16 protein-coding genes are annotated in these 23,977 nt (G+C 52.7%); 10 read left to right on the plus strand and 6 right to left on the minus strand.

The genetic code is table 11. The features are described from left to right. Positions 1-345 precede the first annotated feature (345 nt). The 5 genes from metG to BMW31_RS04780 all read left to right on the plus strand — a co-directional run bounded on the left by metG (position 346) and on the right by BMW31_RS04780 (position 8,819). Entirely contained in the window at positions 346-2,409 is a 2,064-nt protein-coding gene (metG, locus tag BMW31_RS04760; protein WP_091821839.1) for a methionine--tRNA ligase, read from the plus strand. A gap of 107 nt (positions 2,410-2,516) precedes the next feature. Further along, positions 2,517-3,647, plus strand: a complete 1,131-nt coding sequence (locus BMW31_RS04765; RefSeq protein WP_091821842.1) for a TlpA disulfide reductase family protein — start codon at positions 2,517-2,519, stop codon at positions 3,645-3,647. A 1,333-nt stretch (positions 3,648-4,980) separates the two neighbouring features. Further along, entirely contained in the window at positions 4,981-7,071 is a 2,091-nt protein-coding gene (locus tag BMW31_RS04770) for a protein-disulfide reductase DsbD family protein (protein ID WP_091821845.1), read from the plus strand. 30 nt (positions 7,072-7,101) lie between these two features. Further along, on the plus strand, positions 7,102-7,464 hold the full coding sequence (locus tag BMW31_RS04775) for a four helix bundle protein (RefSeq protein WP_091821848.1): 363 nt from the start codon (positions 7,102-7,104) through the stop codon (positions 7,462-7,464). A gap of 71 nt (positions 7,465-7,535) precedes the next feature. After that, on the plus strand, positions 7,536-8,819 hold the full coding sequence (locus BMW31_RS04780; protein ID WP_091821851.1) for an L-cysteine desulfidase family protein: 1,284 nt from the start codon (positions 7,536-7,538) through the stop codon (positions 8,817-8,819). 72 nt (positions 8,820-8,891) lie between these two features. Here BMW31_RS04780 and BMW31_RS04785 read toward each other — a convergent pair whose 3' ends face one another. The 5 genes from BMW31_RS04785 to BMW31_RS04805 form a co-directional block, all read right to left on the minus strand. Next, the gene (locus BMW31_RS04785; RefSeq protein ID WP_091821862.1) at positions 8,892-9,179 is read right to left on the minus strand and encodes a winged helix-turn-helix domain-containing protein; all 288 of its coding nucleotides are present in this window, start codon (positions 9,177-9,179) and stop codon (positions 8,892-8,894) included. Positions 9,180-9,212: 33 nt separating this feature from the next. Next, positions 9,213-9,839: a hypothetical protein gene (locus tag BMW31_RS04790; protein ID WP_091821865.1), complete on the minus strand. Its 627-nt coding sequence runs from the start codon at positions 9,837-9,839 to the stop codon at positions 9,213-9,215. Positions 9,840-9,848: 9 nt separating this feature from the next. Then, on the minus strand, positions 9,849-10,238 hold the full coding sequence (locus BMW31_RS04795; RefSeq protein WP_091821868.1) for a hypothetical protein: 390 nt from the start codon (positions 10,236-10,238) through the stop codon (positions 9,849-9,851). Positions 10,239-10,903: 665 nt separating this feature from the next. Next, on the minus strand, positions 10,904-11,884 hold the full coding sequence (locus tag BMW31_RS04800; protein WP_091821872.1) for a FecR family protein: 981 nt from the start codon (positions 11,882-11,884) through the stop codon (positions 10,904-10,906). Positions 11,885-11,978: 94 nt separating this feature from the next. Further along, positions 11,979-12,509, minus strand: coding sequence for an RNA polymerase sigma-70 factor (locus BMW31_RS04805; protein ID WP_091821875.1), 531 nt, complete (start codon positions 12,507-12,509; stop codon positions 11,979-11,981). A gap of 389 nt (positions 12,510-12,898) precedes the next feature. On the opposite strand from BMW31_RS04805, the gene BMW31_RS04810 reads away from it, so the two are divergent. From BMW31_RS04810 to BMW31_RS04830, 5 genes are read left to right on the plus strand one after another with little or no spacing between them, the layout of a single operon-like run. Beyond that, positions 12,899-16,234: a SusC/RagA family TonB-linked outer membrane protein gene (locus tag BMW31_RS04810; RefSeq protein WP_255404824.1), complete on the plus strand. Its 3,336-nt coding sequence runs from the start codon at positions 12,899-12,901 to the stop codon at positions 16,232-16,234. Positions 16,235-16,248: 14 nt separating this feature from the next. Then, positions 16,249-17,847, plus strand: a complete 1,599-nt coding sequence (locus tag BMW31_RS04815) for a SusD/RagB family nutrient-binding outer membrane lipoprotein (protein ID WP_091821878.1) — start codon at positions 16,249-16,251, stop codon at positions 17,845-17,847. 18 nt (positions 17,848-17,865) lie between these two features. Next, positions 17,866-18,969: a glycoside hydrolase family 18 gene (locus BMW31_RS04820; RefSeq protein WP_091821887.1), complete on the plus strand. Its 1,104-nt coding sequence runs from the start codon at positions 17,866-17,868 to the stop codon at positions 18,967-18,969. A gap of 20 nt (positions 18,970-18,989) precedes the next feature. Beyond that, the gene (locus tag BMW31_RS04825) at positions 18,990-20,111 is read left to right on the plus strand and encodes a DUF1735 and LamG domain-containing protein (RefSeq protein WP_177166272.1); all 1,122 of its coding nucleotides are present in this window, start codon (positions 18,990-18,992) and stop codon (positions 20,109-20,111) included. A gap of 16 nt (positions 20,112-20,127) precedes the next feature. Then, positions 20,128-21,474, plus strand: a complete 1,347-nt coding sequence (locus BMW31_RS04830; protein ID WP_091821889.1) for a discoidin domain-containing protein — start codon at positions 20,128-20,130, stop codon at positions 21,472-21,474. A 208-nt stretch (positions 21,475-21,682) separates the two neighbouring features. Here BMW31_RS04830 and bglX read toward each other — a convergent pair whose 3' ends face one another. After that, entirely contained in the window at positions 21,683-23,974 is a 2,292-nt protein-coding gene (bglX, locus tag BMW31_RS04835) for a beta-glucosidase BglX (RefSeq protein WP_091822112.1), read from the minus strand. Positions 23,975-23,977 lie beyond the last annotated feature (3 nt).

The following is a 23,977-nucleotide window of genomic DNA, read 5'->3' on the forward strand; positions in this document are numbered from 1 at the left end:
AGGAGGGGATGACTTGAAAGCTACAACTTGCCACCTTGAGGAAGAAATCATCCCCTCCTAACCTCCCCTTTCTAAGGGGAGGAAACGCTGCTGCACATTCCCTGTTGGTTCGTTCCCGCGTTTTAAAGACAGAGTAACAGAGTATTCTCTTTGCTGCTGCAAGGGGTTAAAGACAGAGTAACAAAGTAACTTTTCGGCTGCTGCGGGGTTGCTGCTTCGTTGAGATAAATAGGAGAAAACAAACTATCCGCACGTCTGCAGGTACATATTTTATACGCGCATAACGCGCTGTCTCGATATAATTTTGTAATTTTGCAGCCAAAATCATAACTAAACAAGCCATATATGGAACAGCAGAAATTCAAGCGCACCACCGTAACGGCAGCCCTGCCCTACGCCAACGGAGGCGTGCATATCGGTCACCTGGCCGGTGTCTACGTGCCGGCCGACGTCTACGTGCGCTACCTTCGCCTCAAGGGAGAGGACGTTATCTTCATCGGAGGCAGCGATGAGCACGGCGTGCCCATCACCATCCGGGCCAAGAAAGAGGGCATAACGCCGCAGGATGTGGTAGACCGCTACCACGCGATGATAAAGAAGAGCTTTGAAGACTTCGGCATCTCGTTCGACGTGTACAGCCGAACAACGAGCCAGGTGCATTCCAAACTGGCTTCCGACTTCTTCCGCAAGCTCTACGATGACGGCAAACTGGTGGAGCGGGAGACCGAACAATACTACGACGAGGAGGCTCATCAGTTCCTTGCCGACCGCTATATCATGGGCGAATGTCCACATTGTCACAACCTGCATGCCTACGGCGACCAGTGTGAACAGTGCGGCAGCGACCTCTCGCCGATGGAACTCATCAACCCGCACTCCACCATCTCGGGTTCCAAACCCGTGCTCCGCAAGACCAAGAACTGGTATCTGCCGCTCAATGAGTACCAGAGCTGGCTCAAGGAATGGATACTCAAAGACCACCAGGAGTGGCGACCCAACGTGTACGGACAGTGCAAGAGCTGGCTCGACATGGACCTGCAGCCCCGCGCCATGACGCGCGACCTGGACTGGGGCATACCTGTGCCGGTGCCGGGAGCCGAGGGCAAGGTGCTTTATGTTTGGTTCGATGCCCCCATAGGCTACATATCAAACACCAAGGAGCTGTGCGACGCCCAGCCCGAACGGTGGGGACAGTGGCAGCAGTGGTGGCAGGACAAGGACACGAGACTCATCCATTTCATCGGCAAAGACAACATCGTGTTCCACTGCCTCATCTTCCCGGTCATGCTGAAAGCCCACGGAGGCTACATTCTTCCTGACAACGTGCCGGCCAATGAGTTCCTTAACCTGGAGAACGACAAGATATCAACGAGCCGTAACTGGGCAGTCTGGCTGCATGAATACCTCCAGGACCTGCCCGGAAAGCAAGATGTGCTGCGCTACGTGCTCACCGCCAACGCTCCCGAAACAAAGGACAACAACTTTACCTGGCGCGACTTTCAGGAGCGTAACAACTCCGAGCTGGTGGCCATCTACGGCAACTTCGTGAACCGGGCACTGCAACTAACCAAGAAATACTTCGACGGCGTGGTGCCTGCCTGCGGCCAGCTGACCGATACCGACAATGCAGCAATAGCCGAATTCGAGGACGTAAAGGCCCAGGTTGAGCAGTACCTGGACGGCTTCAAGTTCCGCGAAGCGCAGAAGGAGGCCATGAACCTGGCCCGCATAGGCAACAAGTACATTACCGAGTGCGAGCCTTGGAAGGTGTGGAAGACCGACCCCGAGCGCGTGAAAACCATCCTCTACATCAGCTTGCAGTTAGTGGCAAACCTCAGCATAGCCTTCGAACCCTTCCTTCCCTTTAGCTCCAAGAAGCTGCGCAGCATGATTAACATGCCCTCGTGCGAGTGGAGCCAGCTGGGCAGCACGCACCTGCTGGAGGCCGGCCACAGGCTGGCAGAGCCGCAGCTGCTGTTCGAGAAGATAGAAGATGACGTCATAGAACGCCAGCTGCAGAAGCTGGAAGACACCAAGAAGGCCAACGAGGCCGCCTCGTACAAGGCCAAGGAAGTGAAGCCCACGATTGACTTTGCCGACTTCGAGAAGCTCGACATCCGCGTGGGTCACGTCAAGCAGTGCGAGCGAGTGAAGAAAAGCAACAAGCTGCTCAAGTTCACCATCGACGACGGCAGCGGCACCGACCGCATCATCTGCTCCGGAATAGCCAAGTTCTACGAGCCCGAACAGCTCGTTGGCAAGGACATCCTCTTCATTGCCAACTTAGCTCCGCGCAAGCTCATGGGCATAGAGAGCCAGGGCATGATACTGAGTGCAGAGAACTACGACGGCGACTTGAGCCTCACGACCATCACGGGCAGCGTGAAGCCAGGCTCGCAGGTAGGCTGACGGAGGCCCGCAGCAATGTTATAAATCAATAAAAGCAACGGCCCCGCAGCGGCCTTTCGGCATTATTTTCATATATTTGCCGCCGTATCAACAACAAGCAAACGATTATGAAGAAACTACTTTTAAGCATGGCCCTGGTGGCCTGCGCGCAGATAGGCTTTGCCCAGAGCGGCAAGCTGCACGTACAAGCAAACCTCGCGGGGCTCACGGACTCCGTGGTCGTACTGTCCGTAGAACAGGGCAACAAGCAACTTGGAACCTTCGCGGCCAAGGACGGCAAGTTCGATTTCGACGTCGATGTAGACCATGTACAGGACATTGTGCTCGCCACGCCAGCCACGCTCCGCCGCCAGGAAAGCAAGTTCGTGAGCTTTGTGGCCGTACCGGGAGAGTCGGTGGAGCTGACAGGCAACATCGCCGAACGGTACGACTTCGCCGGCTCCAAGTTCTACCAGCAGTACCATGAGGCCGACCTTGCGATGGAGAACGCACAGAAGGAGCTCATCGAATACACCAACGGCCTGCAGCAACGCCTGCAGGCAGGCGAGAGCGAGGAAGCCATCGGCAAGGAATACAGGGAGAAGTGGCCCGCCATGCGCGACAAGCTGTTCGATGCCTTGACAGCTTACATCCGCCAGCATCCCGACCAGGAGGCCAGCGCAGCCCTCATCCCGAGTTTCAAGAACGACGTAGCAAAGATGGAAGAGGCCGCCGGCATGCTCACTGCCGACGTAAAGAACGGCCGCATGAAGCCCTACTACCAGGGTGCCATCGACCGGATAAAGAGCTCCTCGGAGCGCGAACAGGCCGCTGCCAGGAAGCAGGAAGCAGGCGTAACGGCACCCGACTTCACGCTGAACGACATCAACGGCAAGCCTCTCTCGCTCTCCTCGCTCCGCGGCAAGTACGTGCTGCTCGACTTCTGGGGCTCATGGTGCGTGTGGTGCATCAAGGGCATCCCGCAGATGAAGGAGTACTACAACAAGTACAAGGGCAAGTTTGAAATCCTGGGCATCGACTGCAACGACCCCGAACAGAAGTGGAAGGACGCCGTAAAGAAGCATGAGCTGCCCTGGCTGCACGTCTACAACCCGCGCGACAGCAAGGTTCTCGAAGACTACGGCATACAAGGCTTCCCCACCAAGATACTGGTCGGCCCCGACGGCAAAATCGTTAAGACCGTCGTGGGCGAAGACCCGGCCTTCTACACCTTCCTCGACGAGACCTTCGGAAAGTAGCTTCTTTCCCCTCCCCCCAAACCTTTATCAGCACCGCCAGGGTTCACCAATCCCGGCGGTGCTTTTTTGTGCCGTTCACGCATGTGCCGTTCAAGCCTCTTGAAGCTATCCTTCAAGGCGCTTGAAGGATAGCTCCGGGCTCCTTGAACGATACCTCCGCCAAACCCGCCTGTACACGGGCGTTCCGAGATACGTCCCCTTCCCGGTTTTAAAGACATAATATTCTTGTTTTAAAGACAGAGTAACAGAGTATTTTCTTTGCTGCTGTGAGGGGATAGAGACAGAGTAACCGAGTAATTTTTTGGCTGCTGTGAGGGTTTAGAGACAGAGTAACAGAGTAATTTTTCAGCTGCTTTCGTGTTTTAGAGACGGAGTAACAGAGTTTTTTCTTTACTGCTTGAGTTATACAATAGGGATGTGGTGGATGGATGAATAGCTATCAATATCCACAAAACAAACCTGTATCCTCCCCTTGGAAAGGGGAGGTTAGGAGGGGATGATGTCTTAAGCAGCATGGCTAATTCCTGCTGTCAGGTCATCCCCTCCTCCGCCTCCCCTTTCCAAGGGGAGGATACCAGTTAGCCTTCTTACCAAACCTCTCTTCCTTATTCCTCCCATCAATAACCCTCATAACAGCTGAAAAGATGGAGGAATAGCCATCAATATCCACAAAACAAACCTGTATCCTCCCCTTAGAAAGGGGAGGTTAGGAGGGGATGATGTCTTAAGCAGCATGGCTAATTCCTGCTGTCAGGTCATCCCCTCCTCCGCCTCCCCTTTCCAAGGGGAGGATACCAGTTAGCCTTCTTACCAAACCTCTCTTCCTTATTCCTCCCATCAATAACCCTCATAACAGCTGAAAAGATGGAGGAATAGCCATCAATATCCACAAAACAAACCTGTATCCTCCCCTTAGAAAGGGGAGGTTAGGAGGGGATGATGTCTTAAGCAGCATGGCTAATTCCTGCTGTCAGGTCATCCCCTCCTCCGCCTCCCCTTTCCAAGGGGAGGATACCAGTTAGTCTTCTTACCAAACATCTCTTCCTTATTCCTACCATCAAACACCCTCATAACAGCTGAAAAATTACTCTGTTATTCTGTCTCTACCTCCTCACATCAGCAAAGAAAAAACTCTGTTACTCTGTCTTTAAAATAAGAATATGATGTATCTAAACCGTTGCTACCCTGTCTTTAAAATAAAAAAAGAAATCTGGGGCGAAACAACAGCTATCTGACAGAAAATGATTATTTTTGCATATTGCCTGCCGACGGTGCGGTCGGAGACCCTCCGGAGCGGGCAGTAACACGAAAAAATACATAACACAACGAAGAAATGAAGAAGAACCTGACCGTAGTCCTGCTGCTGATGGTAGCCCTGCTGGCCAACGCGCAAATCCTGAACCCAGTGAAGTTCACCTCTCAACTGAGGTCGAACGGCACCGCCGAAGGCGAAATCGTTTTCAGCGGAAATATTGAGAAAGGCTGGCACGTGTACTCAACGGGGCTGGGCAACGACGGCCCCATCTCCGCCACCTTCAACCCCGAGAAGCTCGAAGGTGCCGAGCTGGTGGGCAAACTCATGCCGCGAGGCCACGAAATATCGAACTTCGACAAGCAGTTCGGCAGGAAGCTGCGCTACTTCGAGGGCAGTGTGCAGTTCGTGCAGAAGGTAAGGTTCACCAAGCCCGAGTACAAGATTAAAGGTTACTTGGAGTATGGAGCTTGCAACGACGAGACCTGTCTGCCGCCTACATCGGTCGATTTTAACGCTGCGGGCAAGTCACCCGGCGTGGCGGCCGGCACGTCGGGCGCGCCCGTTGCAGTCAAAGAGAAACTTATGCCGGATGGTTCTGTCGGCAAGGAGGCCGCAGCCGCAGCTGCCGGTATCATGGAACAGGCGGGCGACTCGGCCCAGGTGGTGGCGGCAGATACCGCCTCACAGGCTGCTGCAGCACAGCCGGCCGACTTCAAGAGCAAGCTGTGGCAGCCCGTGGTAAGCCAGTTGCAGGCCTTCGGCGGCGGCAACGACATAGCCAACCGCTCGCTGCTGTACATCTTCCTCATGGGCTTCGTGGGCGGTCTGCTGGCCCTCGTGATGCCCTGCATCTGGCCCATCATCCCCATGACGGTGAGCTTCTTCCTCAAACGAGCTAAGGACGACCGCCGCCGCGGCATCCGCGACGCCGTAACGTATGGCATCTCCATCGTGGTCATCTACCTGGGGCTGGGCCTCTTGGTCACGGCCATCTTCGGCCCGAGCACGCTCAACGCCCTTTCTACAAACGCCGTTTTCAACATCTTCCTGTTCCTGTTGCTCGTGGTGTTTGCCGTGAGCTTCTTCGGCTGGTTTGAGATTAAGCTGCCCGACAGCTGGGCTAACAAGGTTGACACCAAGGCCACCAACGCCACCGGTCTTATCTCCATCTTCCTCATGGCCTTTACTTTGGTGCTGGTGAGCTTCTCGTGCACCGCGCCCATCATCGGCCTGCTGCTGGTAGAAACCGTTACATCGGGCAACTGGGTGGGCCCTGCCGTGGGCATGTTCGGCTTCGCTCTGGCCCTCGCAGTGCCGTTTACGCTCTTCGCGCTCTTCCCCACGCTGATGAAGAAAAGCCCCAAGAGCGGCTCGTGGATGAACCAGATAAAGGTGGTGCTGGGCTTCGTGGAGCTGGCTTTCGCACTCAAGTTTCTCTCCGTAGCCGACCTTGCGTACGGCTGGCACATACTGGACAGGGAGACGTTCCTTAGCCTTTGGATAGTCATCTTTGCTGCTCTGGGCGCCTATCTGGTGGGCTGGCTGAAGTTCAGAAGCGACGAGACAGGCGGCGAAATCAGCCGCCCCATGCCCGTTCCTGCTATCATACTGGGCCTCTGCTCGCTGGCTTTCGCCGTGTACATGGTGCCCGGTTTGTGGGGCGCTCCATGCAAGGCAGTGAGCGCCTTCGCACCTCCCATCAACACGCAGGACTTCAATCTCAACACCAAAACCGTGGAGGCGCATTACCGCAACTACGAAGAAGGCATGGCGGCAGCCAAAGCAGAGGGCAAGCCAGTGCTGATTGACTTCACCGGTTTTGGCTGTGTAAACTGCCGGAAGATGGAAGCAGCCGTGTGGACCGACCCTGCCGTGGCCGACAAACTGACCAAGGACTACGTGCTCATCAGCCTTTTTGTGGACGACAAGACCCGCTTGCCGGAGCCCATAGAGGTGGAGGAGAACGGCCGGAAGCGCACCCTGCGCACCGTGGGCGACAAGTGGAGCTACCTGCAGAGCCACAAGTTCGGCGCCAATGCGCAGCCTTTCTACGTGCCGGTGGATAACGACGGCAACCCGCTAAGCGCCGCCTACGGCTACAAAGAGGACGTAAAGAGCTACCTGGACTTCCTCGAAAACGGTCTTGGCCGTTTTCGAGATAAGAGATAACAGATAAGAGATAACAGATAAATTGCTGTTATGGCAGAGCAAAGTATATTGAGAGAAAAGGCCGAAGACTTGGCAATACGCATTGTGAAGGCTGCCAAATATCTTGTGGAAGACCGGCATGAGCTCATCATGTCGAGGCAAATGCTGCGCAGCGGAACCAGCATCGGGGCCAACATTACAGAGGGTATATACGCTCAAAGCAGAAAAGACTTCGTCAATAAACTTAGTATTTCTCTCAAAGAAGCTACTGAGACATATTTCTGGTTACGCCTGCTGCATAAGACATCTTATATCTCGGATGCAGAATACAAGTCCATTATCCAAGATGTAGAGGAAGTTATCAGGCTGCTGATATCAACCATCAAGACTACCAAAGCAAACGGATTGAAGTAACCATTACATCCAATGCTTTCCTTCAAACAACCTTTATCTATTATCTATCACCTTTTATCTATTATCTATCTATGTTGAAAACAGAAGTCCGAAAGCAGATAATTGCCCTCATCCGGCAGCAAGTGGTGCCGGCGGTGGGCTGTACCGAGCCCATGGCTGTGGCGCTGTGCACGGCGCGGGCAGCCGAGTTGCTGGCCCGGAAGCCTGAAAGGATAACGGTGCTGCTGAGTGCCAACATCCTGAAAAACGCCATGGGAGTGGGCATACCGGGCACAGGAATGATAGGACTGCCCATTGCCGTGGCCCTTGGAGCGCTCATCGGGAAGTCGGAATACAGGCTCGAAGTAATCAAAGACCTTACACCCGGGAGCCTGGAGGAAGCCAAGCGCTACCTCGAAGGCGGACATATAGACATACAGCTGAAGCCCAAGGCGGCCGACAAACTCTACATCGAGGCCATCTGCCAGGCGGGAGCAGACGCGGCGACAGCCGTCATCGCCGGCTCTCATACCAACTTCGTGTACGAGGAACGCAACGGAGCAACGCTGCTGGACAGGCGCCAGCGCACGGGCGGTGCCGGCGAGCAGCAGCCTATATGCCTAAACCTGCGCACGGTGTTCGACTTCGCCACCACCACGCCTCTTGACGAGCTGCGCTTCATCCTGCAAACTCGAGACTACAACATCCGTGCCGCCGAGGAGGCCCTGAAGGGCAACTACGGCCACTGCCTGGGCAAGACGATGGACCGGCCGCTCTGCCACGGCATCTTCGGTAACACCATGTTCAGCCACATCATCTCAAAGACAGCCAGCGCCTGCGATGCCCGCATGGGCGGCGCCCTTATCCCCGTAATGTCCAACAGCGGCTCGGGAAACCAGGGAATCTGCGCCACCAACCCCGTTGCCGTTTACGCCCAGGAGAACGAGAACACCGAGGAAGAGCTCATACGCGCCCTTACGCTGAGCCACCTGACGGCCATCTACATCAAGCAAAGCCTCGGTACGCTCAGTGCCTTGTGCGGATGCGTGGTGGCGAGCATAGGCTCCAGCTGCGGCATCACCTACCTCATGGGCGGCAACTACACTGACATCTGCCACGCGGTGCAGAACATGATAGCCAATCTAACAGGCATGATATGCGACGGAGCCAAGCCCAGCTGCTCGCTGAAGATAAGCTCGGGCGTCTCAACAGCCATCCTCTCGGCCGTCCTGGCACGCGAAGGACGCCACGTGACGGCCGCCGAAGGCATCATTGACGAGGATGTTGACCGCAGCATACGCAACCTTACGAGCATAGGCAAGGAGGCCATGTGCGCCACCGACGACATGGTGCTGAACATCATGACGCACAAATAGCCCGTCCCGCTGCTCCCTACCGGGAAGCCGAGGCAGGCCGTCTGGGGCGGCAGTTCCTTGCAGGCAGAGGCCCTAAGGGGTGTTGATATAGCTCTGCAAGGCCTCCACATAGTCGCCGAAAGCAGCCCTGCCGGCCTCCGTCACACTGCAGACAGTAGAGGGCCGCCTGCCCTTGAAGGTCTTGCGCACGGCAATGTAGCCGGCCTTCTCTAATTTTTCTATCTGCACGCTGAGGTTGCCTGCCGTGGCGCCAGTCTGCTCCCTGATATACGGGAACTCGGCTTCGTCAACACCGATGAGCAGCGACATCACCGCCAAACGCAGCTCGCTGTGCAGCAAAGGGTCCAAAGGCTTAAACATACACACTCCTTTCTTCGTTTCCAAAGGTCGTCATCAGTTGTGCGTCTGCAGGTTTATCAGCACCCCGGGCACTATCAACAGCACCACTCCTACGGCCGCCATGAGCACCGACTGCCACGGTCCGACTATCACCAGGGCCAGAGCCGTGCCCACGACACCCGTCAGGATGCCGCTGCCTGTTATCCACCCATTCTTCAGGATGCCACCTGTAATGGTTGTGCACAATGCCAGCAGGATGATGATAGTTGCCGTAACGTTGACCGTAAATACGACTCGCTGCACGCCCATGGGCAAGATACCGGCAAAGATACCGGCAAACAGCCCGCCGACAAAGGGGAAAACTGTGGCGAAAAAGGCAAAGGAAAGCCACACGATGCCCAGCACCCGGCCTACGTAACCTCTGACTTTGACGTCCGACTTGCCCGCAACGTGGCTGATGCCGAAGCCGATGGGCACCATTACGAACCACAGCAGGTTCCACCGCGGGCTGCCCGTGTGGTGCCAGAGCCAGCCTATGAGCAGGCCGAACACCACAACCGCAATGCCCCATACAACCATTGGCTTGCCTGCGTTGCGTACAATGTCGCGCTGACTTTGCTCCATCCGCGCTCTGATAATCTCCAGACTGCGCTCGGCAGTCATTGTTTTTTCTTCTTCCATACTGATGTCCTACTTTTTGTTTTGCTGTTTCTTTACATACTGGGGTATGTAGTTCAGGCCGATGGTAACCACCTGTCCCTCGGCCGTTACGTCCACATTCTGCATCCAACAGTATTCCTGGGGCAGCCCGTCCTTGTTGTTCGGGGCGTAATCTCCGTTGCTGTCGTGCATCGCGTAGACCGTACACCGGCCCTCGGGCACGCTGTCCAGCACCAGCTCCACGGTGCCCTTTGCGGCCTGCACCATGGCACGGCGCCCGTTGGAAGTGGTTACCAGCACCTTACCTTCGCCCGACGGCACGTTCTCTACCCTCACCTTAACGCTGTGCTGTGCGTTTGCACCTGCGCTTGCGGCCATCATCATGACTGCGAGAGCAACCTTTATACCATTCGTTTTCATAATCCTTTTCCGTTTAAAATTGGTTAGTAAATGTTGTTGTGGATTGCAATCACGATGCAAATATAAACAAGTTTATAATATAAACCAAATGTTTTACGGCTTTTTTTCTATCCTAACGCCATTTTTCTCCTGAGGTGCATGGAGGCGGGAGCAAACGATGCAGAGCCCAGCATCACCGCAGCGGCGAGCCCGACGATAAACATCGGGAGCTGCAGACGGGCGTTGAAAGAACCCGGCTGCGGATGTCCTGTCGCCTGCCGGAGCCCGCCGAAAGGCGCTGCTCACGGCTTCCGCCACCCATGCAGAGGCACGGCAAAACCACCCCCCGCCACCCCTCGCCAAACCGCCTGTGGCAGGGCGCTGTGAGAGAGGTGCCGTTCAAGCCTCTTGAACGATACCTTCAAGTCCCTTGACCGGCACCTCCAAGGCCCTTGACCGATACCTCCAACAAACAGACCAGTGGCCGGCGGCATCGCCAAACGTTTTCCGGCGGAGCGGGGAAGCATGCCTCCGGCCTTCCGTCAGCCCTCCGCCCCGCAGCCTGCTCCACCCTATCGCCCCTACCCCAAGCCGTCATCTACGGCCTCGGACAACGCAAAAAGGGGATGCGCCGGGAGTAAATTCCCGTGGCGCATCCCCTTACTGCGTATGCTGCTTGCCCGTACCTACCGGCCCGAGAGCGTGATGTGCGAGCCCTGCTTGCTGTAACTGAAAGGAATGGAGTACGACAGCGCGCCCAGCACCGAGTCGATATTGCCGTTGCGGCGTATGTAACCCGAATAGGTGGAACGCAGGTCGAGGTTATCGGAGAGGGTTATCCGGACGTGGTAGAACTTCTCCAGTACGTGGGCAATGTCGGCTATCGACATGTTTGCAAACGGTATCATGCCGTCGTGCCACACGGCCTCGAGCGGCGCGTAGACGTTCTTCACCTCCATCGTATGCCGGGTTTTGTCGACTACGGCCTTCTGGTTGGGCTTGATGATGACCTTGCCTTCGCCGCTCCGGCCGGTTATTTCGAGCCGCCCCTCGAGCAGGCTCACCTCCTCGCAGTTGCCCGCGCAGTGGGTGTTAAAGTTGAAGACGGTGCCCAGTACCCGCGTATCTACGCCGTAGCTGCTTACAACGAAAGGTTTCTCCGGGTTCTTCGTCACGCTGAAAAGAGCCTCTCCGTCCAGCTTCACGTGGCGCTCTCCGCCCCTGAACTCTTTGGGGTAGGTAATGGAACCGCCGTGGTTGAGCCACACCTGGGTACTGTCGGGCAGGGTGATAGCTGTCACGCTGTCGGCCGATGCCGTTACGGTTACCATCGTCATGCGGCCGTACACGCCCCACAGGGCAGCCACTCCGCCGGCCACCAGCAGCAGAACAACGGCGGCACGGCGCCACAGCGCCAGCCTGCGAGAACTGGCCGTGCGGTTCTGCTCGGCCCCGATGACGTCGAAGAGCGAGGCCTCCGCCTTCTCCATCGCGCCCGGCGCGGGCTCGTAGTCACCCCGCCCCTCGTGGTAGGCGGCCTCCATACGGAAGAGCAGGTGTGCGTTCTCCTTGTCCTCCCGAAGCCATTCCGCGAGGCGTTTCTGCGACTTTGCGGAGCCCCGGTTCAGTATATAGTCCTTGATTATCTTGTTATTCATCTTATCCATTGGTTCTGTCTTGACCAGTTCTGTCAGTATCTGTCATCTGTATAAACAACAACTGTGACGGCAAAAAAACTTATTCGTGAAAATACAAAAGATGTTATTTATGCTTCAGAAAACCCAATCGGTTGCGCAGGTAGTGCAGTGCTTTGTAGACGTGAACGTTGACCGTTCGCACCGAAACATCCATCACTGCGGCTATCTCCTTGTTTTTCATGCCGTGCAGATAGCTCATCACGAAAGCCTGCCGGCACTTTTCGGGCAGTTCGCCGATGGCAGCGTCAATCTGTTTGCCCAGTTCCTTATTCTCCATGTAGCGTATCACGTCGTTATGCTCGGGGTGGTAATACTCCATCCGGCGGGCCTCTATGCGGCGCCGGTCGTCGGAGTAGCCCCTGACTACGGCCTGATGCTTGGCCACGTTGAGTGCCCGGGTATAGACGGCCTTGTAGAGGAAGGCTTTCAGATGGTCGCGGTCGGTCATGGAGTCACGGTGTTTCCATAATTCTATAAAGCCTTCCTGCACGATGTCCTTCACCTCGTCAGGGTCAACCAAATGCGATGTATAATAAGCCATGTCAGGGTACAGCTCCCTGAAAATCAGCCTAAATTCATCTTCTGTTATGTTCATCTACTGTGCTTCTTATATCAGAGAAAACTGCCGGTGGCGTTCTTCCGTTCTTCCGCGCCGTGGCAGCGGAGAGGCTGCGGGTATTCTCCCATGCGTTTTCTTTGATTTGTTAAAGTTACAATTTTTTGCATAACAAGGAGTCAAAAGTGTCTGAATTTTATATTGTTTAACATATTCGGCAAAGCAAATCATCCTTTTCAGGCACGGCATATCGGCCCGGCGAGTGTACTTATATCGGCAATCAAGCCACAATTTGGTGCAGTTCAGGACCTGTAGACAAAAAAAACAACTGCTGAATACGTAATTTATGCAGTTGGTTTGTTATGATTATAAATCAGCTAACCTGGTTTTTAAATTTAATAACTAAAAACAACTTATCATTTCCAACCATGGACAAGCAACGCTATGAACACAGCTTGACGCTATGCAAGGCTCTGCTGGTACTCTTCCTCTTCTGCATCCCACTGCAGCAGACAGGAGCTCAGGTGAACCTCTCGACAAAGCGCACCAAGCTTGAAACTGTGATTAAGCAACTCAAATCGAAGTCCAAGTACCGCTTCTTCTACAACGACGCACTGGCCAAAGTAGAGGTAAACGGGGTGCAGGCCAAAAACGAACCGCTGAAAAACGTGCTCGACAAGCTCTTCGCAGGGACGGGTATCGATTACCGGATTGTAGACAATGTGGTCTATCTCTCCAAGAGTGGCGCCGGTTCGGCTACCCCCAAACCCCAGCAACAGCAGCAGAAAACGGATCAGCACACCATTGAGGGCACCGTGACCGATGCCTCCGGCGAGCCGTTGATTGGTGTGAGCGTGATGGTGAAGGGTACCTCGCACGGTGCCGTGACCGACGTCGACGGGCACTACAGCTTCACCACAGAGGTGGCCAATCCCACCCTCGTGTACTCGTACATAGGCTACGGCACGCAGGAAGTAGCCCAGCAAGGCCGCGCCAAGATTGACCTCGTGATGCAGGAGGAGAGCCACACGCTTAGCGACGTGGTGGTAACGGCTCTGGGCATCAAGCGCTCGGAGAAAGCACTGAGCTACAACGTGCAGAAGGTATCGGGCGAAGAGCTCACCAGCGTCAAGAATGTGAACTTTATCAATAGCCTCAACGGTGCCGTGGCCGGTGTAAACATCAACGCCTCAACAACGGGTGTGGGAGGTCCTACTCGTGTGATAATGCGTGGTACAAAATCCATCACCGGTGGCAACAACGTACTTTATGTAATCGACGGTGTGCCCATGTTCAACAAGAATGGTGGCGACATCGGCGGTGGAAGATATTCAAGCCAGCCCAGCAGCGAAGGTATTGCCGATATCAACCCCGACGACATTGAGAGTATCAACGTGCTAACAGGCCCTTCGGCAGCCGCCCTCTACGGTTCGGCCGCTGCCAACGGTGTTATCATGATCAACACCAAGCGGGGCGCTGAGGGAAAGGTGAGCGTAGCTGTTTCGAGTAGCATGGAGTTCTCTGATCCGTTTATCATGCCCGAATTTCAGAATACTTACGGCAATAAGCCTGGCTCTTTTGAGAGTTGGGGCGACCGTATGGCCAGCTCTTCCGGCTTCAATCCCAAAGACTTTTTCAACACGGGCCACAGCTATATTAACTCCGTGACCCTCACGACAGGTACCAAGACCAACAAGACTTACGTGTCTGTGGCCAGCACCAATGCCACGGGCATCTTGGAGAACAACGCCTACAACCGTTATAACTTTACGGCCCGCAATACCAGCGACTTCCTTAATGATAAGCTGCATCTTGACGTCAGCGGCAGCTACATCATTCAGAATACCGACAACATGTATCGTCCGGGTGAGTATTACAACCCATTGCCGGCAGTATACCTGTTCCCCCGTGGAGAGGACTGGTCGGCCGTTCAGCTGTATAAGCGCTACGATGCCGCCCGCAAGTTTGCCGTTCAGTACTGGCCTTACGGCGATCAAGGCATGCAGTTGCAGAACCCCTATTTCATTGTTAACGACATGCTGACCCCAACTAAGCGTAAGCGCTATATGTTAATGGGTAGCTTGAAATACGACATTCTGCCTTGGCTCAACGTTACAGGCCGTGTGCGTGTCGACAATACTTACACCGAGGCCGAGAGCAGGCTCCACGCCAGCGGTACGGGAATTCTGTATGCGGGCACTTATGGTAATGGTATCTACAATCATTCGCAAGGTTCCGACCAGCAAACCTATATGGACATAATGTTCAATATTGACAAGAGCTTCGGACAGGACTATCGTCTGACTGCCAATGCCGGTGCAAGCTTAGAGGACTATCGTTCAAGTTCAGTAGGCTTCGGCGGCCCTATCCTGAAGGTACCCAACCTCTTCTCTTCTGCAGCACTTGACCCTGAGAAAGCTATTCCCAGCGATTCAGAGTTCCGCAAGCGTGGCACAGCTATCTTTGCCAGTGCCGAACTTTCTTGGAAAGACATGGTTTATCTTACCATGACCGGACGTAACGACTGGAGTTCATTGCTGGTTAATGCCAAAGAGCCATCGTTCTTCTATCCTTCTGTAGGCCTTTCAGCCATTATATCCAAGATGGTGAAACTGCCCGAAGTTATTTCATTCATGAAAGTGAGAGGCTCTTGCACCGAGGTAGGTTCGCCTATTCCCGACCGTTATCGCGGCGTGACACGTGGCACGTTGACCTACCCTATCACCAACGGTGTTCCTGCTACCCGCACAATCATGCCTTTCTTTGATTTCAAGGCAGAACGTACACGTTCTTATGAAATTGGTTTGAACCTGCGCATGTTTGAAAGTCGCTTGAATTTTGACCTCACATGGTATCACTCCAATACCTATAACCAGACCTTCTTGGCCGAGCTTTCAGCTACAGCTCCTTATTCGGGCATGTACATTCAAGCCGGTGACATCGCCAACTCTGGTATCGAAATGTCATTAGGTTACGGCGACAAGGTGGGGCAGATTGAGTTTGATTCAAGACTGGTTTACAGCCGCAACGTTAATAAGGTTAAGAAATTGGTACACAACTATGACACTGGAGTTGACGGACAGATTATCAACTTTACAGAGACTACGGCCGGTGGTGGATTTATCCGTGAAGGCGACAGTATGGGTGATGTGTATGTCACAAAGGTACTGAAGCGTGATGCTACTGGCGCGATTGCCGTAGGTCCCGATGGTAGCTTGGCCTCTATGGACCTTCCAAAGGGCGAGCGCATAAAGATTGGCAATACCAATCCCGACTTTACCATGGGCTGGAGAAACAGTATTTCCTGGAAAGGACTAAATCTCTCGTTCCTCATCAATGCCCGCTTCGGTGGCGTTGTGACTTCTGCCACACAGGCTGTACTCGACCAGTTCGGTGTTTCTAAGGCTTCTGCAGAGGCTCGTGACCGTGGTTATGTAGAGGTAGCTGGTGGATTAAAAGTTGATCCTCAGAAGTATTATGAGGTAGTAGCCAACCAGCAGCTGATGGCTTATTACTATTACAATGCAACAAATGTTCGTTTGCAAAATGTAAGCCTCAACTACACGTTGCCTAAGACATGGCTCGGCCAGGGCTGGCCCAGCATTACGGTAGGTGTCATCGCCAACAACCTCTGGATGATTTACAACAAAGCTCCGTTCGATCCTGAGATTGCAGCGTCTACTGGTACTTATGGTCAGGGAAGCGACTATTTCAGCGCTCCGAGCTTGCGTAATATCGGTTTTAGTTTGAGACTTCAATTCTAAACAACAAGGCTTTTATGAAAAATAAAATCAATCAAATACTTTGCATGGCGGCTATGTCTGCCACCGTGCTGACCTCTTGCCAGACTGACTTTGCCGATATCAATCGCGACCACCGTCAGCCTACGGAGGAAGAACTGAAAATGGATAACCTGAATGTGGGTGGTTTTGCCACGGCCTTCGAGATGAGTATCTTCCCTGTAGGCTCATCAGGCACAGGTTATGTGAACGATTACCAGATTCCTTACACCCTCGGTGGTGCTTGTTGGATGGGCTATATGGCTCCTTCGCAGAACAAGTGGGTAGGCAGAGGATTCCCAACTTACGCGTTGAAACCATGGAGTCAGTACACTTATAATGTGATGGCCGGAAATGCATATCGCAACTGGCTTGACATGAAAAAGCGTACCACCGATGACCCAGCAGGCTTCGCAGTGGCCCAGATCATCAAGGTTGCCGCTGTACATAAGGCAACCGACACCTTCGGCCCCATTCCTTATTCTAAAGCAGGCATTGAGGGTACGGCGCTGGCAGAGTATGATTCGCAGGAAGATGTCTACAAAGCCATGCTCAAGGAGCTGGATGAAGCGGTGCAGACATTGAACAGAGAAGCTCACGATGTATTCCCGAAATACGACATCATCTATGAGGGTGATTATGTAAAATGGTGCAAGTTTGCCAATTCGCTCATGCTACGTCTAGCCATGCGGGTGGTTTATGCCAACGAGGCTTTGGCCAAGGAGTATGCCGAGAAGGCCATTAGTAATCCAAATGGTGTAATCGAGGCAGTGGGTGATGGTGCCACACTGTGCAAGGGTGCGGGTGTTTCGCTGAAAAATCCATTGGTTATCATTAATGGAAGCTACAACGATGCCCGCATGGGAGCAGAAATTGCTTCTTACATGAAGGGTTACAACGATCCGCGTTTGGGCGCTTATTTCCAGAAAGGAACTATAAACAATGTTTCTGACTATTATGGTTTGCGTACCAATTTACCGAGTACTACGGCCTATCTTGACAGAGAGAAAATTTCGTTATTGAAAGTTGAGGACGAAACTCCGGTGTATATCATCAGGGCTTCGGAAGTTTATTTCCTCCGTGCTGAAGGTTCATTGCGCGGCTGGAACATGGGAGATGCCAATGACGCTAAGACTTTTTACGAGAAGGGAATCTCTGCTTCGTTCGAGGAAAATGGTTTGAGCGCAGGCGCGGCTACAACTTATGCTGCTAACGCTACGGCCAAACCAGCCAACTTCGTTGACCCTATCAACTCGCAGTATAATGCCGATGCGCCGTCTGATATAACAATCAAGTGGCAGGATGGTAACTTCGAGAAGAGTTTAGAGCGCATTATCACGCAGAAGTATCTGGCTATTTATCCTGACGGGCAAGAGGCTTGGTCTGAATTCCGTCGCACAGGCTATCCTCGTATCTTCAAGGCTGTATCGGTATCTACCGATTGCGATGTGAATGGAGATAACCGTCCAACACGCATTCCTTACTCTAATGATGAATACACAAAAAACCTCGATAACATTACTAAGGCTGTTCAGCTGCTCGGCGGAGCCGATAACGGTGCTACACGCCTGTGGTGGGACAAGAAGGCTAACAAATAATTTAAAGACCAAACTTATATGAAAAAGTATGTTATTTTCAGTTTTCTGCTGATGGCCTTGCTGAGTGTAGGATGCAGCGATTGGACTGAAGTGGAAAACAAGAATATAGATAAATTGCTGGTCGATGCCGACTCGACATTGTCAATAGCACACAAGAATTACTTGGCGAACCTTCGTGCTTATAAACAAACCGAACATCAACTGACCTTTGGCTGGTTTGGCGGTTGGACGGGAGAAAGCCCTGCTTCACGCTGCCTTTATAGTCTGCCCGACAGTACAGACGTTGTGTCTCTTTGGGATGGTTTTATCAGCTTGACACCAGCTATGCTGGCCGACCTGAAACGAACCAAGGAAGAAAAGGGATTGCGTGTGCTGGCTTGTAGCTTGCTATTTGAAATCGGTAAAAACATAACTCCTGCACAGCCCCAGTCTTCCAAAGACAAGGGAGAATCGTGGGCAGATTATAACCATGCTTATTGGGGCTGGGTTGATGGTGATGAAGAAGCCATCAGCAAGGCCATCGTAAAATATGCGAACGCAATTTGTGATACCATTGATAAGTATGCCCTCGATGGTTACGACTTGGATGCGGAGCCTACAGTTCCCCAACCGTTCCAAACTAATAAAGAAATGTGGCAAAATGATCGCATGAATCTCTTTGTCCGCACGATGGGTAAGCGCATTGGCCCGATGGCCGAGACTGAAGCAGGCCGCAAGAAGTGGTTGGTAGTTGACGGGCAGCCCGAATGGTTCTCCGCTGAAATGGCCTTGTATTTCAATTATTACATATTGCAGGCATATAGTAGCACCAGTTATAGTGACCTTGATAGTAGACTCAATAGAGTGTTTGGAAAGTTTAAAACAAAACAAACCTTTGAGGAAGTGGCTAAGAAGATAATTGTTACAGAAAACTTTGAGGCTTATTCTGGCACAGGTGGTGTTACCCATAAGACTCGTGATGGACAGAGTGTCCCTTCTTATATCGGTATGGCTATGTGGGAACCCAATGGAGCCCACAAAGCAGGTATAGGAAGTTACCACATGGAGAAAGACTATGCGGCAAATCCTATTTACAAGTACCTACGCCAAGGTATCCAAATCATGAACCCTGCTGTAAAATAACACCTTAAAATGAGATTGTAATGAAACATATATTTCAAACTTTAGGAATAGCTTCTTTAACCTGCTTCGCATGGTCGTGCGCCAATGTTGATTATGATAAGGTGAACGAAGAGAACGATCTGCCCAATGCTGTTTACATCGATGGAGCCGCAGAGTCACCGGTAACAAAGATTATGGTAAATGAAAATGGAGGTCATGGTACGTTGACAGCTCGAGCTGCCAATCTGCTCAGTGGTGACGTTAATGTTAAGTTTGCTATAGACGAACAGGTGCTGGCTGCCTACAATGAAGCGAATGGAACGGCTTATCAGATGTTGCCGGCAAAGTATTACTCTTTGTCAAAAGAGACATTGACCATAGGCGCCAATGAAGTTTCTAATGGTGCGGTTGATGTGACCATCAAGCCACTTGACAACGAATTGAGCGCAGCGGTGAAATATGCAATTCCCGTAAAACTGGTGGCTGCCGAGGGGTCTAACATCCTGGCATCGAGCGCTACCAAGATATTCGCGATCGACCGTGTGCTCAATACAACCGTAATGCGTCAGGATGGGTTCTACTTAAAGGTGAACTTTACGCCGGCTTTCCAAGACTTACAGGAGTGGACTTTGTCGTACGGAATGAATATTGACAGCAACTTTGATAATCAGTCTGTACTTTCTCCCGACTTCTACTCACGTATTACAAGGGACGGTGGTTTACAGATGAAAGTAGGAGAGACTGATGATCCGAAGGCTTTTGCCAAGACAAAGCTACAGCCAAAAAAGTGGTATCACGTAGCATGGGTGTACAATCGCCAGCATGTAAAGTGCTACATCAATGGTATATTGGACAATGAGTTCGACGTACCAAAAGTAGAAACTTTCTCAAAAATGAATATGAGTTGGGGTGCATTCAAGGGGTTGGTACGTGAGATTCGTCTTTATAACAAGGCGCAGTCTGCTTTCCAAATACTGGACAACCTCTATATTGAGAACCCGGAGAATCCTGATCTGCTGTTCTACGCGCCATTGACAAAGGAATATGGTGTGAAGGATATTTGCAAAAATCCGCATGTTATTCATACTTATGCGCCAGAACAAGAAGTAATAGAGTATGATCAGAGCAAGATTAAATGGATAGATCAAAAGTTTCCCGAATAACGATTAAATAGAAACAATGATGAAAAAACATATTTATTTCATAGTGTTAGCACTTACGGCCTCTTCCTTAGCCTCATGCAGCCATGACTATAATTACGACGGTGAGTATGACGTAAAGGGATATTTCAGCGGAAGCGACCCTCGCGACAACTTAGTGTATTTCTCAACAAACTTGGTAGAACACACGAGCAGCTTTGTTGGCGATTTACTTTTGAGCGAAGACTCCAAAGAATTTACGTTTAATGCGATTCTCACCCGCAACTTAACAAGTACAAGCAAGGTGCAAGTAACTCTGGCTACCGATGCTCCTTTGCTGGAAACCGCCTATAAAGATTACGAGGTGGCAACCGAAGAACAAGTGGAATTCAAGGATGATGGAGTTATTGAGATAGGCACAGAGTCTTCTAATTTTGACGTGCCTGTTACTGTTAAAGGCCTGTCTAAAATATTAAAGCCTACGGTTGTTCCTATTAAGATTGCACCGGTAGGACCAGAATTGAGTAGTCCGGAGATTATAAGAAAAGATTATGCTTATGTTGTAATTACGCCAAAAGACCTTTGGACTATAAAATATGACGGAGCAGGTATCGTTGCATCTTTGGGTAATCCCAGTATTTATGCAGGTGCAACCACCGTTACGGTAAAACTTACTACACCGGCAGAGTTTGGGTATAAAGGAAAAATTGGGCTCGAACGTGATAACTCTCTATTTAAGAGTGATGGTAAGACTCAGTTGGCTCCTGAAGGAATCAGCACTGCTACGGCCGTAGACTGCGAAGGTAAAACTTCACTGGAACTTTCAGCAACGTTTTCTAACCCAGAAAAGTTTACGGCCCTTGGCGAGTATGTATTGCCAATGCGTGCAATCTACTATGATGAAAAAGGCGTCAAGCACAATCTTGTAAATGGAGAAGTGCTCATTCCCGTCAAGGTGATGGATATTTATTTGGCTCCTTCTACAACTGAACCAACCGGCACGGTGATACCTACAACTGATTGGAAAGTAACATTGACCCCGGCTGCTGCTTCTGGAAATCTTTCAAGACTTATTGATGGAAATGGGAATACTGGCATCTATCTTAGAGCTGGTGTCAATACAATCATTGTAGATATGGGAAAGGAAGAAGATATCATGGGCTTGCAATTAGCTACCGATAGATATGGATTCTATTATCCTAATTCTGTAGCTTTCTATGGCAGTGATGACAACACAAATTGGAAAGAACTTTCTGGAGATCTTCTCATAGAAAAAACGCTATGGAATAACTATTCAACTTTAAAACCTCTATCAGCACGTTACATAAAGATCGAAATAACTGCAGATAACTATGACATGTTATCGGAGATTAAGATTTATAAATAAAATGATACGCTACTCTTAATGAACGAAAGAGGAGGTGCCTAAAATGAAGTGAACCCCGGGAGTTGTTTGATTATGCAACTCCCGGGGTTCTTTTCTTTAGAGGCTCTTCCTCATGCTTTTAAGCGCGCTGAAGCATAACTTCAACAGCCTTGAAGCATAACTCCAATCTTTTTGCAGTTCATCGCCAACTGCGCTACCCACATTTTCATCAGTCTTTGAGCGTGAACGACTGCACCTGCACGTCGCGGCTGTTAGGGCCTACCATTACCTGAAATTCGCCCGGCTCGCAGACGTATTGCAACTCGTTGTTATAGAACTTCAGCTTCTCGGCGTTGATGGTGAAGCTCACGGTCTTGCTCTCGCCCTTCTTCAGACTGATGCGACGGAAGTCGCGGAGCTCCTGCACAGGCCGCGAGACGGAACCTACCATGTCGCGGATGTACAGCTGCACAACCTCGTCGGCATCGCAGTTGCCCGTGTTGGTCACGGTTACGCTGGCCCTGATGGTGCCCTCGGCCGTCATGGAAGCATTGCTGAGTGAGAGTGGCCCGTAGCCGAAGGTGGTGTAGCTCAAGCCATAACCGAAGGGGAAGAGCGGCTCGTTGTCTACGTCGAGATAGTTGCTGCGGAACTTGGTAAACCACTTTCCTTTCTCCAGCGGCCGCCCCGTGTTCAGGTGATTGTAGTAGAGCGGGAGCTGACCCACCGACTTCGGCATGCTGACAGTAAGCCTGCCCGAGGGCGACTTGTCGCCGAAGAGCACGTCGCAGATGGCGTCGCCGGCCTCTGAACCGCCGAACCACACGTTCAGGATGGCTGCAAAGTTCTCGGCCTCCCATGTCATGACGGTTGCCCGACCGGAGAAGTTGACCAGCACGATGGGCTTACCCGTCTGCCTGAGAGCCGTGAGCAGGTCTTTCTGTGCATCGAACAGAGAGAGGTCGGAGCGGCTGCTCGACTCGCCGCTGAATTCGGATGTCTCGCCAATAGCAGCCACAATGACGTCGGCCTGTGCCGCTGTGCGCAGCGCCTCGTCAAGCAGTTCCTTGTCCGAACGGCCGTCGCGGATTTCCCGACCGAACATAGAACCGTTGGCCTCCAGGCGTTCGTCGTAGCAGATGTTGCTGCCCTTGGCGTAGGTAACGGTGGCCTTATCGCCTACGGCGTCCTTCATGGCCTGATAGAGCGACTTGTACTTGGCGGCGTCGGCAGCCACACTCCAGGTTCCGGGCATGTTGGCCGGCGTGTTGCCCAGCGGCCCAATGAGGGCTATGCGGCCCTTACGCTGCAGGGGCAGCAGCCGTCCGTCGTTCTTCAGCAGCACGAAGGTCTCCGCAGCCGTTCGCCGGGCTTCGGCACGATGAGCGTCGGTATAGATTTCGGTCTTGGCCCGCTTCGGGTCCAGATACCTGTACGGGTCGCTGAACAGACCGAGTTTGTACTTGGCCTCGAGTATGCGGCGGCAGGCTGCATCTATGCTCTCCATGCTGACTTTGCCCTCGCGGAGCGACTGTGCCAGCGTACCAACGAAGCCGTCGGCCACCATGTCCATGTCCGTTCCGGCGTTCAGTGCCAGTGCCGACACCTGTTGCAGGTCGCCCATGCCGTGGGCCGTCATCTCTGCTATGGCCGTATAGTCGGTCACCACAAAGCCCTTGAAGCCCCACATGCGGCGCAGCACATCCGTGAGCAGCCACCGGTTGCCCGTGGCGGGAATGCCGTCTACCACATTGAACGAGGTCATGAAGCTGCCCGCTCCGGCCTCGGCAGCCGCCTTGTAGGGCGGGAAGTAATAGTTGAACATGCGCCACCGGCTCATGTCTACGGTGTTGTAGTCGCGCCCGGCCTCTGCTCCGCCGTACAGGGCGAAGTGTTTGACGCAAGCCATCACGGTAGATGGGTCGGCGAGGTTGGTGCCCTGATAGCCGCGCACCATTGCCTCGGCTATCCGCGAACCCAGATACGGGTCTTCTCCATTGCCCTCCGACATGCGCCCCCAGCGTGCATCACGGCAGATGTCCACCATCGGCGAGAAGGTCCAACAGATGCCGTCGGCGCTTGCCTCCACAGCAGCAACGCGGGCGGAACGCTCGATAGCGTCCATATCCCAGCTCATGGAGAGCGCCAGGGGGATGGGGAACACCGTCTCGTAGCCGTGAATGACGTCCATGCCGAACAGCAACGGAATCTTGAGCCGGCTCTGCTCAACGGCTATTTTCTGCACTTCGCGAATCTTGTCGACACCCTTCAGGTTGAAAAGCCCGCCCACCTGTCCGCTGCGAATCTTGCCGGCCACGTCGCTGCTCTTGGCCTGTCCGGTCACGATATCGCCCGTAACGGGCAGGTTCAGCTGTCCTAACTTCTCTTCCAAAGTCATCTTGCCCATCAGCCCATCAATGAACTTATCCATCCGGGCGTCGCCACTCTGGGCCTGCATCGTTGCCGGCAACGCCGCCACAGCGGCAAAGGCGAGGGTGCCCATGATATTTTTCAGTTTCATATT

The sequence above is a fragment of the Prevotella sp. kh1p2 genome (assembly GCF_900111525.1).
Taxonomy (GTDB): Bacteria; Bacteroidota; Bacteroidia; order Bacteroidales; family Bacteroidaceae; genus Prevotella.

Excerpts from the sequence above, each read along its gene's own strand:
- metG (WP_091821839.1), top strand. The coding sequence starts at position 346 with ATGGAACAGCAGAAATTCAAGCGCACCACCGTAACGGCAGCCCTGCCC.
- BMW31_RS04765 (WP_091821842.1), top strand. The coding sequence starts at position 2,517 with ATGAAGAAACTACTTTTAAGCATGGCCCTGGTGGCCTGCGCGCAGATA.
- BMW31_RS04770 (WP_091821845.1), top strand. The coding sequence starts at position 4,981 with ATGAAGAAGAACCTGACCGTAGTCCTGCTGCTGATGGTAGCCCTGCTG.
- BMW31_RS04775 (WP_091821848.1), top strand. The coding sequence starts at position 7,102 with ATGGCAGAGCAAAGTATATTGAGAGAAAAGGCCGAAGACTTGGCAATA.
- BMW31_RS04780 (WP_091821851.1), top strand. The coding sequence starts at position 7,536 with ATGTTGAAAACAGAAGTCCGAAAGCAGATAATTGCCCTCATCCGGCAG.
- BMW31_RS04785 (WP_091821862.1), bottom strand. The coding sequence starts at position 9,179 with ATGTTTAAGCCTTTGGACCCTTTGCTGCACAGCGAGCTGCGTTTGGCG.
- BMW31_RS04790 (WP_091821865.1), bottom strand. The coding sequence starts at position 9,839 with ATGGAAGAAGAAAAAACAATGACTGCCGAGCGCAGTCTGGAGATTATC.
- BMW31_RS04795 (WP_091821868.1), bottom strand. The coding sequence starts at position 10,238 with ATGAAAACGAATGGTATAAAGGTTGCTCTCGCAGTCATGATGATGGCC.
- BMW31_RS04800 (WP_091821872.1), bottom strand. The coding sequence starts at position 11,884 with ATGGATAAGATGAATAACAAGATAATCAAGGACTATATACTGAACCGG.
- BMW31_RS04805 (WP_091821875.1), bottom strand. The coding sequence starts at position 12,509 with ATGAACATAACAGAAGATGAATTTAGGCTGATTTTCAGGGAGCTGTAC.
- BMW31_RS04810 (WP_255404824.1), top strand. The coding sequence starts at position 12,899 with ATGGACAAGCAACGCTATGAACACAGCTTGACGCTATGCAAGGCTCTG.
- BMW31_RS04815 (WP_091821878.1), top strand. The coding sequence starts at position 16,249 with ATGAAAAATAAAATCAATCAAATACTTTGCATGGCGGCTATGTCTGCC.
- BMW31_RS04820 (WP_091821887.1), top strand. The coding sequence starts at position 17,866 with ATGAAAAAGTATGTTATTTTCAGTTTTCTGCTGATGGCCTTGCTGAGT.
- BMW31_RS04825 (WP_177166272.1), top strand. The coding sequence starts at position 18,990 with ATGAAACATATATTTCAAACTTTAGGAATAGCTTCTTTAACCTGCTTC.
- BMW31_RS04830 (WP_091821889.1), top strand. The coding sequence starts at position 20,128 with ATGATGAAAAAACATATTTATTTCATAGTGTTAGCACTTACGGCCTCT.
- bglX (WP_091822112.1), bottom strand. The coding sequence starts at position 23,974 with ATGAAACTGAAAAATATCATGGGCACCCTCGCCTTTGCCGCTGTGGCG.